The following is a 13,780-nucleotide window of genomic DNA, read 5'->3' as shown; positions in this document are numbered from 1 at the left end:
GTGGCGAAACCCGACCGGTCGGTCGAATCGCCAGCCAGTTACGTTCGGAAACCGCGCGACGATACCCATGCACGAACACGGAAATCGGCGGGTTTTACACCCGCCACGAAGGATTGGATAGTATGAGCCACGACGACTTCCCCACGGAGAAGCCAGCGGTGGTGACCTGCGGGTTGCCGTACGCCAACGGCGACCTGCACATCGGCCACCTCCGGACGTACGTCAGCGGCGACGCCTACGCTCGCTCGCTGGAGAAACTCGGCCAGCGCACCGCGTTCGTCTCCGGGTCCGACATGCACGGCACCCCGGTGGCGGTCAACGCCGAGGAGGCGGGCGTCTCCCCCGAGGAGTTCGCCCTCGAACACCACGAGAAGTACGCCGAGACGTTCCCCCGATTCAACGTCGAGTTCGACAACTACGGCCACACCCACGACGAGACCAACACCGAACTCACCCAGGAGTTCGTCCGGTCGTGGATTGACAACGACCACGTCTTCGAGAAGGAGATTCAGGTGGCGTGGGACCCCGAGGCCGACACGCCCCTGCCCGACCGCTACGTCGAGGGCACCTGCCCGTACTGCGGCGCGAAGGCCCGGGGCGACGAGTGCGACGAGGGATGTCAGCGCCACCTCGAACCCGGCGAAATCGAGGACCCGCGCTCGACCCTGACCGGCAACCCCGCGGAGTACCGCGCGCGCGAACACGAGTTCCTGCGACTCTCCGACTTTCAGGAGTACCTCGCTGGCTTCATCGACCGACTCGAAGGCACCTCCAACGCCCGCAACCAGCCCCGCGAGTGGATAGAGGGCGAACTGCAGGACCTCTGTATCACCCGGGACATGGACTGGGGAATCGACTACCCGGGCGAAGGGAAGGAGGACCTCGTCCTCTACGTCTGGGTGGACGCCCCCATCGAGTACGTCGCCTCGACCAAGCAGTACACCGAGCGCGTCGGCGAGGACGTGTTCGACTGGGAGGAAGTCTGGAAGGACGGCGCGCCCGAAGCGGGGAGCGAGGGCGATGCCGACGACGAGACGTGGGAGGCCGCCGACACCGGCGAAATCGTCCACGTCGTCGGTCGCGACATCATCCAGCACCACACCGTCTTCTGGCCGTCGATGCTCCGGGGCGCAGGCTACAACGAACCCCGCGCCGTCATGGCCAGCGGCTTCGTCAACCTCGACGGACAGGCGTTCTCGACCAGTCGCAACCGCGCGGTCTGGGCCGACGACTACCTCGACGAGGGGTTCCACCCGGACCTCGTGCGCTACTACCTGACCACGACCGGCGGCTTTCAGCAGGACGTGGACTTCTCGTGGGAGAAGTTCCAAGAGCGCGTCAACGGCGAGTTGGTCGGCACGCTCGGTAACTTCGCCTACCGGAGTCTGCTGTTCGCGGCCCGGAACTACGAGGGCACGCCCGAGGCCGACGCCTCCGACGAAGTGGCCGAGCGCATCGAGGAGGCCGTCGCGGACTTCGAGGCCGCGGTCAACGACTACTCGCTCAAAGAGGCGGGCGAGGCCGCGGTCTCGCTCGCCGGATTCGGCAACGAGTACATCCAGCGCAACGAACCGTGGAACCTGACCGACGACGACCCCGACCGGGCCGAACAGGTCATCTACGACTGCGTCCAGTTGGCGAAGGCGGTCGCGGTCCTCTCGGCGCCCATCCTCCCCGGCAAGGCCCAGCGACTCTGGGAGCAGTTGGGCGAGGAGGGGTCGGTCCACGACGCCGCGCTCGACGCCTGCCTCGAACCCCCGGCCGACGAGTTCGGCGAACCCGACGAACTGTTCGAGAAGATAGCGGACGAGCGCGTCGAGGAACTCAACGAGAAGTTGCAGGAGCGAGTCGAAGCGGCTACGGAGGACGGCGACGAAGGCACGGCCGAGACCGAGGAAGACGAATCCATGAGCGACGACACCGACATCGAACCCATCGACGAAGACCGCATCAGCTTCGAAGAATTCCAGGACCTCGACGTTCGCGTCGGCGAAATCGAGGTCGCCGAACCCATCGAGGGGGCCGACGACCTCGCGCGCCTCGAAGTGGACATCGGGGTCGAGACCCGCCAAATCGTCGCGGGCATCAAGCAACTCCACGACCTCGAGAAACTGCCGGGAACGAAGGTCGTCGTCGTGGCCAACCTCGAACAGGCCGAACTGTTCGGCGTCGAGAGCAACGGGATGGTCCTCGCGGCGGGCGAGGACGCCGACCTGCTGACGACCCACGGCGACAGCGGTCCGGGCACGAAAGTCAAGTGACGGCGGGGAGAGCGCAGTTCCCTCCCGCCGGAAGTAACTATCAAAAATTATTTGTTCGCCAACTCTAAATCGCCGTTGCGGTGGACGCAGCGGTCGTACCTCCGTCACGCGAATCGCCGGCACCGGAGAACCGCTCCGCCGTGGATTGCCGGGATGGCAGTTATCGCGTGAGTTATCCCTCACGCCATCTCGGGTTCCCCTGTCGATTTCCGTCGCAACGCCGAAACGTCGCGCAGTAGCGAGGCCGATTCAGAGGTCGTCCACGACCTGAGCGAGTTCCTCCGTCGGGATTATCTCCATCGTCTGGGCGTCTAGGCCGTGGCGCTCCAGTGCGACTCCGGCCTGATACGCCGCGTCCCGGTCGGGGGCCTCCATGACCACGAGGAAGTCGTACTCGCCGAGGATGGCGTAGGTGTGTTTCAGGTCGGCCTTCTGGTCTTCGAGGTCCGACCGGATGTCGCCCCACACCGACGTGAGTTCCTGCGCGTTCTGGAAGTCCGTGCGCACGTCCACGAGGGAGGCGTACTCTGGCATATCTATTCCATTCGAGTGCGATGCAATAAGGGATTGTGGCTACCGAAACGACGGGACGTCCGCGGGGCGAATCGGAACCGGCGAGGCGAATCGAGAGCGGATTGACGAGACGACTCGGGGCCGCCGGCGGTAACTCGTCGGCGAGTCAATCTTGGCGGAATCTCCGTGGGTTTTTAGCGCGGTCGAACCTACCCGAACGCATGAGAAACGCGAAAATCGTCTGCACGTTAGGTCCGGCCTCGGACTCTCGACGGACAATCCGGGAGTTGGCCGACGCCGGGATGTCCGTCGCACGACTCAACGCCAGTCACGGCACGCGGGAGGACCGCGCCGAACTCGTCGACCACGTCCGGCGCGTGGACGAGACCACCGAAGACCCCCTCGCGGTGATGGTCGACCTGCAGGGCCCCGAGATTCGGACCGCCGAGGTCGAGGAACCGGTCCACCTCGAAACCGACTCGACGGTCCGGTTCGTGAAGGGCGACACCGCCACCCCCGAGGAAGTCGGTCTGAGTTACTCCATCACCAACGTCGAACCCGGCGACACGGTGCTGTTGGACGACGGTCGCATCGAGACCGTGGTCGAGGAAGTCGAGGAAGACGGCGACGGCGAGGGCGTCGTCGTCGCTCACGTCGTGAGCGGCGGCGACCTGAGCAGTCGGAAGGGCGTCAACGTCCCCGGCGTGGACCTCGACCTCGACGTCGTGACCGAGAAGGACCGCCGGGACCTCGAACTCGCCGCGGAGAAGGGGGCCGACTTCGTGGCCGCGAGTTTCGTCCGGAGCGCAGAGGACGTGCTGGCGGTCAACGGGGTGCTGGAGAGTCTGGGGGCGGACATCCCCATCGTCGCCAAGATAGAGCGCCGCGGCGCGGTGGAGAACCTCGACGAAATCGTGGACGCCGCCTACGGCGTGATGGTCGCGCGCGGAGACCTCGGCGTCGAGTGCCCGCTCGAAGACGTGCCGATGATTCAAAAGCGCATCATCCGGAAGTGCCAGCAGACCGGCACGCCGGTCATCACCGCGACCGAGATGCTGGACTCGATGGTCCACGCCCGCAGGCCAACGCGCGCAGAGGCCTCCGACGTGGCGAACGCGGTCCTCGACGGCACCGACGCGGTGATGCTGTCTGGCGAGACTGCCATCGGTGACGACCCCGTCCGGGTCGTGGAGACGATGGACCGCATCGTCCGTCAGGTCGAGGCGAGCGGCGAGTACGACGAGTTCCGCGAACAGCGCGTCCCGTCGGCCGAGGACGCCCGGACCGACGCGCTGGCGCGGTCGGCCCGTTACCTCGCGCGAGACATCGGCGCGTCGGCCATCGTCGCGGCGAGCGAATCGGGGTACACCGCGCTCAAGGTCGCGAAGTTCCGGCCGCAGGTCCCGGTCGTCGCCACGACGCCCAACGACGAGGTGCGCCGCCAACTCGCGCTCTCGTGGGGCGTCAACGCTCAGTACACGCCGCTGTCCGAGGGCGTGGACAACGTCATCGAGGACGCCGTGCAGGCCGCGCTCGATGCCGACGTGGCCGAGAGCGGCGACACGGTGGTCGTCCTCTCCGGGATGATGTCCGAACTAGAGGGAACGTCCACGACGAACACGCTCAAGGTCCACGTCGCGGCCGAGACCATCGGCACGGGCCGGAGCGTCGTCCGCGGGCGCGTCGCCGGTCCCGTCGCGCGGACCACCGACGGCGACCTGTCGGACGTGTCCGAGGGGGCGATTCTGGCGCTCGAACCCGAGTTCGACGGCGAGTTCGACGGCGACGCCTCGAAGCTCCGTGGCATCGTTGACGCCCGGCCGGGCATGACGGGCTACCCCGCGATGGTAGCGCGCGAACTCGACATCCCGATGGTCAGCGGCGCGCCGCTGGACCCCACCGTCCGAGACGGCGACGTTATCACCCTCGACGCCGAGCGCGGCGTGGTCTACGACGGCGACGTGACCCACGAGGAGCGACCCTGAGCGGAATCTGACGCCGTCGGCCGCCGACTCTCCGACCGCCCGCGTCCGGAGCCAACCTTTTCCCGGTGGCACTCCTACGCTCGGCCATGTCGGACTGGAAGTACGACACCGACGAAGTCGGCGAAGACGGCTACGAACCCGAGGAACCCGACGACCTCGACCCGATAGAACCGGGGTCGCCGACGATGGAGAACGCCTTCTTCGTCGCGCTCGGGGTGGCCTCGATGCTGTTCGTCTTCGCTCGCGTGATTCTGCTGGCCGGCGGGTAGTCCGTCGGCGCGCCCGCGGGAGCGTCGACTCCGATAGCCGCCGATTCGTCTCCGAAACTGCAAAACGTTAACCGGTCCGAATCCCAAGACGTTGCTATGGCACCGCTGTTGGACTCGCTCCCGCTGTTGCTCCTCGTCGCTGGCATCGGTCTCGCCATCGCCGAGGCGCTGATACCGGGCGCGCACTTCGTCGTCCTCGGCGTCGCGCTCGTCCTCGCGGGACTCGTCGGCTTACTGCTCGGACCGGCCGCGTCGCCGCTGATACTGGCTGCGCTGGTGTTGGGGTTCGGCGCGGCGTCGCTGTACGCGTACCGCGAGCTGGACCTCTACGGCGGGAAGGGCGTCGCGCGCACCCGCGACTCCGACTCGCTGAAGGGCGAGACCGGCCGCGTGACCGAACGGGTCACGCCCGAGGAGGGCCAGATAAAACTCCACGAGGGCGGGTTCAACCCCTACTACGCCGCTCGGACCGTCCGGGGTGAGATTCCCGAGGGGACCGAAGTGATGGTAGTCGACCCCGGCGGCGGCAACGTCGTCAAGGTCGAGGCACTGGAGGCCATCGAGGACCCCATCGACCGCGAACTGGCGAAGGGACGGGACGGCGACGCGCCCGCCCGAGAGCGCGAGACCGACACCGAGGAGATTTGAGTCCGGAGCGTTCGACCGGACGCCGCGTCCCCGAGCGGTGACAAAATTTCGTCGCCGTCCCACCGACGGTGAGGGGAACGCTTAACATTCATTCTTGCTAACAGTCCGAGTATGTTGGTTCCACTACAGGCCGCCGCAGTAGGTGGCTTCACGATAGTCGCCCTGTTGGTCCTCGCGCTGGCAGTAATCACCATCTGGCAGTCGGTCGAAATCGTCGACGCGACCGAGAAGCGCGCGCTGACCGTCTTCGGTGAGTACCGGAAACTCCTCGAACCCGGTATCAACTTCGTGCCGCCGTTCGTGAGCGCGACCCACCGCTTCGACATGCGGACCCAGACGTTGGACGTGCCACGACAGGAAGCCATCACCCGCGACAACTCGCCGGTGACCGCCGACGCCGTGGTCTACATCAAGGTCATGGACGCCAAGAAGGCGTTCCTCGAAGTCGAGGACTACAAGCGCGCCGTCTCGAACCTCGCCCAGACCACCCTGCGGGCCGTGCTGGGCGACATGGAACTCGACGACACGCTCAACAAGCGCCAGGAGATAAACGCCAAAATCCGGCGCGAACTCGACGAACCCACCGACGAGTGGGGTATCCGCGTCGAGAGCGTCGAAGTTCGGGAGGTCAACCCGAGCAAGGACGTCCAGCAGGCGATGGAGCAACAGACCTCCGCGGAGCGCAAGCGCCGCGCCATGATTCTGGAGGCGCAGGGTGAGCGCCGGAGTGCCATCGAGACCGCAGAGGGTGACAAGCAGTCGAACATCATCCGCGCGCAGGGTGAGAAGCAGAGCCAGATTCTTGAGGCGCAGGGTGACGCAGTTTCGACCGTCCTCCGCGCGAAGTCCGCCGAGTCGATGGGCGAGCGCGCGGTCATCGACAAGGGGATGGAGACGCTCGAATCCATCGGTCAGGGAGAGTCCACGACCTTCGTCCTCCCGCAGGAACTCTCCTCGATGCTCGGCCGCTACGGCAAGCATCTGACCGGGAGCGACGTGAAGGAGGACAACGGCGAACTCGATAGCCTCGACTTCGACGAGGAGACCCGCGAACTCATCGGTCTCGACAACATCGAGGAGATTCTCGGCCAGATAGACGAGGAGGCCGAGATGGACGTCGAAGCGATGGAACAGGAGGCCCAGGCCATCAAGGAGGGCGAGGACCCCGCGAACATCAAGAGCGCCGACGAGGTCATCGAGGAGATGGACGAGGAGTCCCCCGACATCGAGGACGTGGAAGCCGAGATGGACGCCGAAGTCGAGAAGTAATCCCCGACGATTTACTCCACTTTTCCGACAATTCGCTCCGAATCCGACGTATTTCCTTGGATTCCTTCGGAAACGTATTAGTACGCGTGCGGAGAGTGTACAGTTGCGCGGCGGTACCGAGTTGCGCCGGTCCGTTACCGCCGCCACGCGTTCTGGCGTGCGGGTACATCCGAGAAATCGACCGTAGAGCGGCGCGGGGCGTCCGCAAGAAATTCCGAAATCTTCTGTCCCGAGAGCGTCGGGACCCACGTCCGGATTCGTTCGAGGCACCCACCCGGGACCGACCGAAGCGTAGCGTACACCCGTAGAGTGCGACGCTACGCCTCCGACGCGGACTGTCGGCGTCGGAGGCCGTTTCCGACCGAATCGTGGCTGGCGCTCGAAACGACGACCGGCCGGCCGTCCCCAGACCGCCGCCACAGTCGCTGTCAGGTCGTATTCCGACCTCTCAGCTGTGCGACCGACTCGCAAGCCGAAGACGTTTTAATCCTCCGCACCGACCCTACAGTTGTAGATGGTTGAGCGCTCCGAAGTGGATGAAAATAAGCGGGCGACCCTCCGCCGGTTCGCGGTCTTGGGGGCCGCGACGCCGCTCGCCAAGTTTCGCGACGACGGCGAGAGCGGCGAGAGCGAGGCCCGCGACGCGATTGCGGGCTACGTCGCCACCACGCCGGGCGCGCACTTCTCGAAGGTCCGTGACGACCTCAAACTGGGAACGGGAGAGGCTCAACACCACCTCCGACAGTTGCTCGAGGCGGGCGTGGTCGAGAGCCGACGGGACGGTGACTACCGCCGATTCTATCCGGCCGAGCAGTTCTCCTCGTTCGAGCAGGTCGCACTGGGCTACCTCCGCAGGGACACCCCGCGGGGGATGCTCGTCGAGTTACTGCGCGACCCGTCGGCGACCGGTAGCGACCTCGCCGACGCGCTGGACGTGTCGAGACCGACCGTGAGCAAGTACGCCGCCGACCTCGAAGACGCCGGTCTGTTGGACCGCGAGGACGGCTACGCGGTCCGGAACCCCGAGACGGTCATCACCCTGCTGGTCAGGTACGCCGACTCGTTCGGCGAGACCGCCGCGACGTTCGCGGCCGAGGCCGACGGGTTCATCTCGTTCGACCCGTAGTTTTTCGGTCGCCCGCAGTCCGTCTTTCTTCATGGACACCGTCGCAGTCACCGGCGGGAACGGCGAGTTAGGCACCGCGTTACTCTCGGCGCTCGCCGAGCGCGGCTATCGGACAGTCAACCTGAGCAGGGGCGACCGGCGCGAGCGAGTCGCCGACCGGTATCTCCGGACCGACCTGCTGGACCCCGGCGAGGTGTACGGGTCGCTCGCCAGCGCCGACCCCGACGCCGTCGCCCACTTCGGGACGATTCCGCGCCCGGACGAGACGCCCGGCCACGTCACCTTCCGGAGCAACGCCCAGACGCCGTACCACGTGCTGGAGGCCGCCGAGGCGCTCGGCATCGAGACGGTGGTATTCGCGTCTAGCCTCTCGGCGATGGGCGGGGGCTTCGAAGACGAGGTGCGCGTCGAGTACCTCCCGGTGGACGAGTCCCACCCGCTGACGCCCTCGAACGCCTACGGACTGGGCAAGCAGGTCGCCGAAGTCGTCGCCGACGGGTTCGGCCGCCGCGAGGGGAGGCCGACAACGCTCGCGTCGCTCCGGTTCCCGCTCGTCGTGACCGACGAGGAACTCCGGACCGTCTTCGCCGAGCGCGACCGGTCGCTGGACGGGATTCGAGACGCCGGGTTCTACGAGAAGGCGCGCAAGACGCTGTTCGGGTACCTTCACATCGCGGACGCCGCGGACCTCGCGGTCCGAGCGCTGGAGGCGGGCTTCGCGGGTCACGAGGTCTTCTTCGGGGCCGCCGAGGACACGACTGTCGACGCGCCGAGCGCGGAACTCGCGGACCTGTACGACGCGGAAGTCCGCGAGTCGCCGACTGGGTACGAACGGCTAATCGACGCGAGCAAGGCCGAGCGACTGCTCGACTGGTCGGCCGAACGGTCGTGGCGCAGGCGGTGACGGAAAAAGACGAAACGGGAACCGAGCGGACGGCGGAAAACCCACACTCCCCGAGCACGTGCCAGCAGCGTTCGCGTCTCGGGCGTCGTATCGAACGTCGCGTTCCGGACGTCCGCGTTACGTCGTAACCTTCCACGTGGTCGAAGAGGAGTATCCCCACTTCTCGACGTCCACGTCGAACTCGCCCTCTGCGATGGCAGTCATGTTCGCGCCGACCTCCTTGGCGGTCATTCCGAGTTCGTCGCCGATGAGTCGGGACTTGAAGTAGGTCTTCATCTGTCCCTTCTCGCGGAGGTACTGGAGGATGCGCTGTTGTTTGTCGGTCAGGGTGGTCGTGCCAGCAGTTGCGGTCGTGCTCATGCCTTACTCTCTCCTTGGACGGAAACCGCCTTAGGGGATTTGGTACGTGGAGTTAACACCGGGCCCTCGTGCGATTTCATCGCTATTTTCTTTGAACTAAACCACCCCCGAGGGGGGTGTTGGTACGGCTGGTTAATCTGGAGTTTCCAGAGAACGTTCCGCGGAGTCGCCCGCGACGACTCGGCGAGCGTCGGCACCGCGAGCGGCCTCCGGTGGCCCCCGACGGACGACCAGTTCGAATTTCAGGCCTCCGTAAGCGCGGATTACCGAGCGTAACGACGGCGCGACTCGGTTCCACGAGGGGTTTCGGCGTGAACGTACGTGAACGACGACGCAAGGCCCGGCTTAGGGGCGTGTACTGGATGGAACGGAGCAGAAGGTACTTACGCGGCGCGGCAGACTCTCTTCGATAATGAGCGGTCGTGGAGTCGAGGTGAGCGTCGTCCTTCCGGCCTACAACGAGGAGGCGACCATAGAGAACACGGTCGAGACGACACTCGCCACGTTAGACGAATTCCTCCCCGCAGGAACCTTCGAGGTCATCGTAGCCGAGGACGGGTGCGACGACCGAACGCCCGAAATCGCCGACAGGATGGCGGCCGAGGACGAACGGGTCCGCCACTACCACAGCGACGAGCGGTTGGGGCGGGGCGGAGCTTTGAATCGAGCCTTCGAGGCCGCGGACGGCGACACGCTGGTGTACTTCGACACCGATCTCGCCACCGACATGCGACACCTCGAAGAACTGGTCGAGAGCGTCCGGTCGGGCGAGTACGACTTCGCCACCGGGTCGCGCTGGATGCCGGGCGAGACGGCCGACCGACCCGCCAAGCGCGATGTCGCGAGTCGAGGGTTCAACGGGCTTACCCGGACCTTCCTCGGGTCGGAGATGCGCGACCACCAGTGCGGGTTCAAGGCGTTCGACAGGACCGCGCTCTTCGACGTGCTGAACGAGGTCGAGGACGAACACTGGTTCTGGGACACCGAAGTCCTCGTGCGCGCGCAGCGCCGGGGCTACGACGTCAAGGAGTTCGCGGTGGATTGGGAACCCAAGGGCGACTCGAAGGTCGACATCGTCCGGGACGTGTTCGGGATGGGAAGCCAGATAATGCGCTGTTGGTGGGAGTTCTCGGTCCAACCGCGCATCACCAAGCGCGTCTCCATCGCGGCGGGGGTCTTCCTGACCGTCGTCGCGGTGCTGTTGATGCGCGAGTACCTCCCGCTCGGCGAAGTCGTCGAGCAGATGAGTCAGGCCGACCCGATGCTGGTCGGTCTCGCGGCGCTCGTCTACATGATTTCGTGGCCCCTGCGCGGAGCGCGCTACCGCGACATCCTCGAAGAGTTGGGCTACACCGAGGACGCGAACTTCCTGACGGGGGCGATATTCGTCAGTCAGACCGGTAACCTCGTGTTCCCCGCGCGGGCGGGCGACGCGGTCCGGGCCTACGTCGTGAAGGCCCGGCGGTCGATTCCGTATCCGACGGGGTTCGCCTCGCTGGCGGTCGAGCGCGTCTTCGACCTGCTGACCATCACGATGCTCGCGGGCGTAGTCCTCATCGGTCTGGCGCTGACCGGCGCGACCGGCGGCCTCGAATCGACCCTGTTCGGGTCGACACCCTCGGGGGCCGAATCCGCCAGCGAGTACGGCGCGGCCGGACAGACCGCGCTCTACGTCGCCGGCGGGGTCGGTCTCGCGGCCATCCTCGCGGTCGGGGTCATCGTGTTGAGCGCCCGGTCGGACCGCAACCTCGTCCGCGGTGTCGTCTCCGGCCTCAGCAACGACTCCTACGCCGACTACGTGGCGGGCGTCATCGAGCGGTTCACGGGCGACGTCCAGACGGTCGCGGGCAATCGGAACGCCTTCCTCACGGTGGGCGCGAGCAGCCTCGCCATCTGGACGCTCGACGTGTTGACCGCCCTGCTCGTGCTGGCCGCGTTCCCGAGCGTCGCGCTCCCGATTCCGATGCTCGCGGCGGTGTGTTTCTTCGCGGTCAGCGTGGGCAACCTCGCGAAGGTCCTCCCGCTGTCGCCCGGCGGCGTCGGTCTCTACGAGGGCGCGTTCACCCTGCTCGTGGTCGGCCTGACTCCCGTCGGATGGAGCATCGCGCTCGGCGCGGCCATTCTCGACCACGCGGTGAAGAACATCGTCACGCTCGTCGGCGGCGTCGCCTCGATGTTCGTGCTGAACGTCTCGCTGACCACGGCCGTCGAGGAGAGCAAGGACGCGCGGGCCGCGGCCGACCCGGCCGAACCGACCGACGACTGACGATGGCCGACCTCGCTTCTACGCCGCCTCGACCAGTAGTCTGACCGCGTCGGCGACCAGTTCGAGCGTCCGCCCGACGACGGCGGGTCGGAGCGCGAACACGGCACCGAAGACGACCATCGGGACGCCCACGGGCGGAGACTGCGTAGAAACGAACGCACCGAACAGCGCGACGCCTATCCCGAACGGTCTGGCGAACGTGCTGAGCGCGCGCCGAACGGTCTCCTTCACTCGTACAGTTCGGTCACGAACGGACCGAGCGCGCCCGCCAGCGCCTGTTCCAAGGCGCCCTCGCGGTCGATGACGTGACCGGTCAGCGCGCCCGCCGCGCCCTGCTTTTTCGCCACGTTCTCCATATCGAGGACGTCGTCCATGACCGGGCCTAACTCCTCGCCGTCGCGGACCCGACCTGCGATGGACTCGGGCAGGCGGAGTCGGGGACCCGCGCCGCGGCCGACTCGCTCGCCGTCGGTCGCGGCCGCCCACATGACCAGAAAGAGTCCCTCGGCGCCCTCGACTTCGGCGACGCCGCCCTCCAGTCCGACGCCGAGGTCGTAGTCGCCGGCGTCGAGCGCGTTCCGGGCGCGATTCTCCGCGCCCGCGACGGTCTCTCGCTCGCCGACCGGTTGCTCGCTCACGCCCGACTCGACGGCGACCGACTCGACGGTCGCGCCGGGGAAGTCGGTCAGGGCGGACTCAGTCGCGTCACGCTTCACTGGGTTTGTGCTTCCGACGCCGACTCGCATGTGCGGGGGGAGACGCCCGGCCGACTTGGCAATTGCGCTCCGGTGGAAGAGCGCGCCGGACACCAACATTATTAGAAAACAGACACGTCGTCCGATATGGACAACGGAACCGTCTTCGCCGCCGGACTCACGGCGACGACCGGACTGGCCTTCGTCGCGGCCGCCCTCCACGCGTTGCGACCCGGGAGTCCCGTTCGGGGCTGGTTCGGTGTGGACCCCGCGGACGACGCGGCGGTCCGGTCGAACGCCGCCGTCGTCGGAGCGAGCGGCGTCGGACTGGTGGCGCTCGCGACGGCGGTCGGCGTCGGCGTCTCGGAGCGAGCCATCGGAACCGCGTCCGTCCTCGCCGGGGGCGGAGCGTGCGCGACGCTCGGGTGGTTGATTCGCTACCGCGACCGTCGGGACCTCCTGACGACGCCCGGCGCGAGTCGGAAGACGGCCCGGCGACTGGGCGCGGCGGCGATGCTCTGTGGTTTCCTCGTCCTCCCGCTCGCTCCGGCCATCTGGTTCGGCGCGAGCGCCGCCCTCGTCGTCGGTCTCGCGGTCGGCGGGGCGCTCGGCAGTCTCGTCGCCGTCGGAGTCGCGTACCGGTAGTCGGCCGGAGAACCGCGTGATTTTCCCGTAGTCGATTACGCGTCGAGCGCGTCGGGGTGAAGCAGGGCCGCGAGTCGTTCGACGCCCTCCACGAGTTTCGGACTCGGCTGATTCAGCAGCGAGTCGTCCACGACGTGTACGTCGTCGCGGGCTATCGCCGAGAGGTCCCAGTCGCGGTCGGTGACGGTCTCGGGGTCGGCGCAGGCTCCGTGACCGCAGACGTGGAGGACGACGTGGTCCGGGTCGGCGGCCTCGACCTCGGCGGTCGAGACCTCTCTGGAGCGTTCGCCGGGGTCGAGGAACGGGTAGCGCCCGCCCGCGACTTCGACCACCTCGGGCACCCAGTTGCCCGCGACCATCGGCGGTTCGGACCACTCCTCGCAGTAGACCACCGGCCGGGCGCTACCGTCACGGTCGTCGTTCTGGCGACCGCCCTCGCCGGGAACGAGTCGCCGGACCCTGTCGAGGCGACTCCGCGCGCGGCGGGCGAGCGCCTCGCCCTCGTCGGGGAGGCCCACCGCCGCCCCGAGGTCGGCGAACGACTCGACCACCTCGTCGAGCGTGTTCGGCGTGGCGTGGAACACGTCGTGGCCGCGCTCGCGGAGGTCGGCGGCCACGTCGGCCTGTAAATCGTCGGCGGTCAACACGAGGTCGGGGTCCCGGTCGGCGACGGCCTCGTAGTCGGGGTTGAGCCACCCTCCGACTGCCGGCGCCTCGGTCTCGCAGTGGTGGGTCGCGCCGACGAGGCGGTCGGTCGCACCGAGCGCCCGGAGAGTCTCGGTCGCGCTCGGTGCCAAGGAGACGACTCGGGCCGTAACGCGGTCGGTCTGGACTGCCAT

14 protein-coding genes are annotated in these 13,780 nt (G+C 67.1%); 9 read left to right on the top strand and 5 right to left on the bottom strand.

The window, feature by feature from the left end:
• Nucleotides 1–122: 122 nt before the first annotated feature.
• Nucleotides 123–2,261 carry a methionine--tRNA ligase gene (gene metG, locus M0R89_RS10740; RefSeq protein WP_248649084.1) on the top strand — a complete coding sequence of 713 codons (2,139 nt, stop codon included), beginning with the start codon at nucleotides 123–125 and terminating at the stop codon, nucleotides 2,259–2,261.
• A 249-nt stretch (nucleotides 2,262–2,510) separates the two neighbouring features.
• Here the strand turns inward: metG and M0R89_RS10735 are convergent, their stop codons facing one another.
• Complete coding sequence (locus M0R89_RS10735; protein WP_248649083.1) at nucleotides 2,511–2,795, bottom strand: GYD domain-containing protein; 285 nt, start codon at nucleotides 2,793–2,795, stop codon at nucleotides 2,511–2,513.
• Between the two features lie 200 nt (nucleotides 2,796–2,995).
• Between M0R89_RS10735 and pyk the strand changes: the two genes are divergently transcribed.
• From pyk to M0R89_RS10705, 6 genes are all read left to right on the top strand, one after another.
• Nucleotides 2,996–4,759, top strand: a complete 1,764-nt coding sequence (gene pyk / locus M0R89_RS10730; RefSeq protein ID WP_248649082.1) for a pyruvate kinase — start codon at nucleotides 2,996–2,998, stop codon at nucleotides 4,757–4,759.
• 86 nt (nucleotides 4,760–4,845) lie between these two features.
• On the top strand, nucleotides 4,846–5,028 hold the full coding sequence (locus M0R89_RS10725; RefSeq protein ID WP_248649081.1) for a DUF7312 domain-containing protein: 183 nt from the start codon (nucleotides 4,846–4,848) through the stop codon (nucleotides 5,026–5,028).
• Nucleotides 5,029–5,124: 96 nt separating this feature from the next.
• A complete protein-coding gene (locus M0R89_RS10720) occupies nucleotides 5,125–5,676 on the top strand; it encodes an NfeD family protein (protein WP_248649080.1) in 552 nt (183 codons plus the stop codon).
• A gap of 111 nt (nucleotides 5,677–5,787) precedes the next feature.
• Complete coding sequence (locus M0R89_RS10715) at nucleotides 5,788–6,945, top strand: SPFH domain-containing protein (protein WP_248649079.1); 1,158 nt, start codon at nucleotides 5,788–5,790, stop codon at nucleotides 6,943–6,945.
• A 514-nt stretch (nucleotides 6,946–7,459) separates the two neighbouring features.
• Nucleotides 7,460–8,071: a winged helix-turn-helix transcriptional regulator gene (locus M0R89_RS10710; RefSeq protein ID WP_248649078.1), complete on the top strand. Its 612-nt coding sequence runs from the start codon at nucleotides 7,460–7,462 to the stop codon at nucleotides 8,069–8,071.
• 31 nt (nucleotides 8,072–8,102) lie between these two features.
• The gene (locus M0R89_RS10705; protein ID WP_248649077.1) at nucleotides 8,103–8,975 is read left to right on the top strand and encodes an NAD-dependent epimerase/dehydratase family protein; all 873 of its coding nucleotides are present in this window, start codon (nucleotides 8,103–8,105) and stop codon (nucleotides 8,973–8,975) included.
• A gap of 117 nt (nucleotides 8,976–9,092) precedes the next feature.
• Here the strand turns inward: M0R89_RS10705 and M0R89_RS10700 are convergent, their stop codons facing one another.
• Nucleotides 9,093–9,335 carry a DUF7123 family protein gene (locus tag M0R89_RS10700; RefSeq protein ID WP_248649076.1) on the bottom strand — a complete coding sequence of 81 codons (243 nt, stop codon included), beginning with the start codon at nucleotides 9,333–9,335 and terminating at the stop codon, nucleotides 9,093–9,095.
• 412 nt (nucleotides 9,336–9,747) lie between these two features.
• Between M0R89_RS10700 and M0R89_RS10695 the strand changes: the two genes are divergently transcribed.
• On the top strand, nucleotides 9,748–11,601 hold the full coding sequence (locus M0R89_RS10695) for a flippase-like domain-containing protein (protein ID WP_248649075.1): 1,854 nt from the start codon (nucleotides 9,748–9,750) through the stop codon (nucleotides 11,599–11,601).
• Between the two features lie 18 nt (nucleotides 11,602–11,619).
• Here the strand turns inward: M0R89_RS10695 and M0R89_RS10690 are convergent, their stop codons facing one another.
• Nucleotides 11,620–11,832 (bottom strand): hypothetical protein, encoded by a 213-nt coding sequence (locus M0R89_RS10690; RefSeq protein WP_248649074.1) that lies wholly within the window; start codon nucleotides 11,830–11,832, stop codon nucleotides 11,620–11,622.
• Nucleotides 11,829–12,347, bottom strand: coding sequence for an inosine/xanthosine triphosphatase (gene yjjX / locus M0R89_RS10685; protein ID WP_256478312.1), 519 nt, complete (start codon nucleotides 12,345–12,347; stop codon nucleotides 11,829–11,831). Before yjjX ends, M0R89_RS10690 begins: the two co-directional genes overlap by 4 nt.
• 96 nt (nucleotides 12,348–12,443) lie before the next feature.
• Between yjjX and M0R89_RS10680 the strand changes: the two genes are divergently transcribed.
• Nucleotides 12,444–12,941 (top strand): hypothetical protein, encoded by a 498-nt coding sequence (locus M0R89_RS10680; RefSeq protein ID WP_248649072.1) that lies wholly within the window; start codon nucleotides 12,444–12,446, stop codon nucleotides 12,939–12,941.
• A 35-nt stretch (nucleotides 12,942–12,976) separates the two neighbouring features.
• On the opposite strand, the gene M0R89_RS10675 is transcribed toward M0R89_RS10680, so the two are convergent.
• Complete coding sequence (locus tag M0R89_RS10675) at nucleotides 12,977–13,780, bottom strand: cobalamin-binding protein (RefSeq protein ID WP_248649071.1); 804 nt, start codon at nucleotides 13,778–13,780, stop codon at nucleotides 12,977–12,979.

It is taken from the genome of Halorussus limi, from assembly GCF_023238205.1.
Classification (GTDB): domain Archaea; phylum Halobacteriota; class Halobacteria; order Halobacteriales; family Haladaptataceae; genus Halorussus; species Halorussus limi.
Note: the sequence above shows the minus strand (reverse complement) of the source record. Positions and strands in the feature narration are given on the sequence as shown.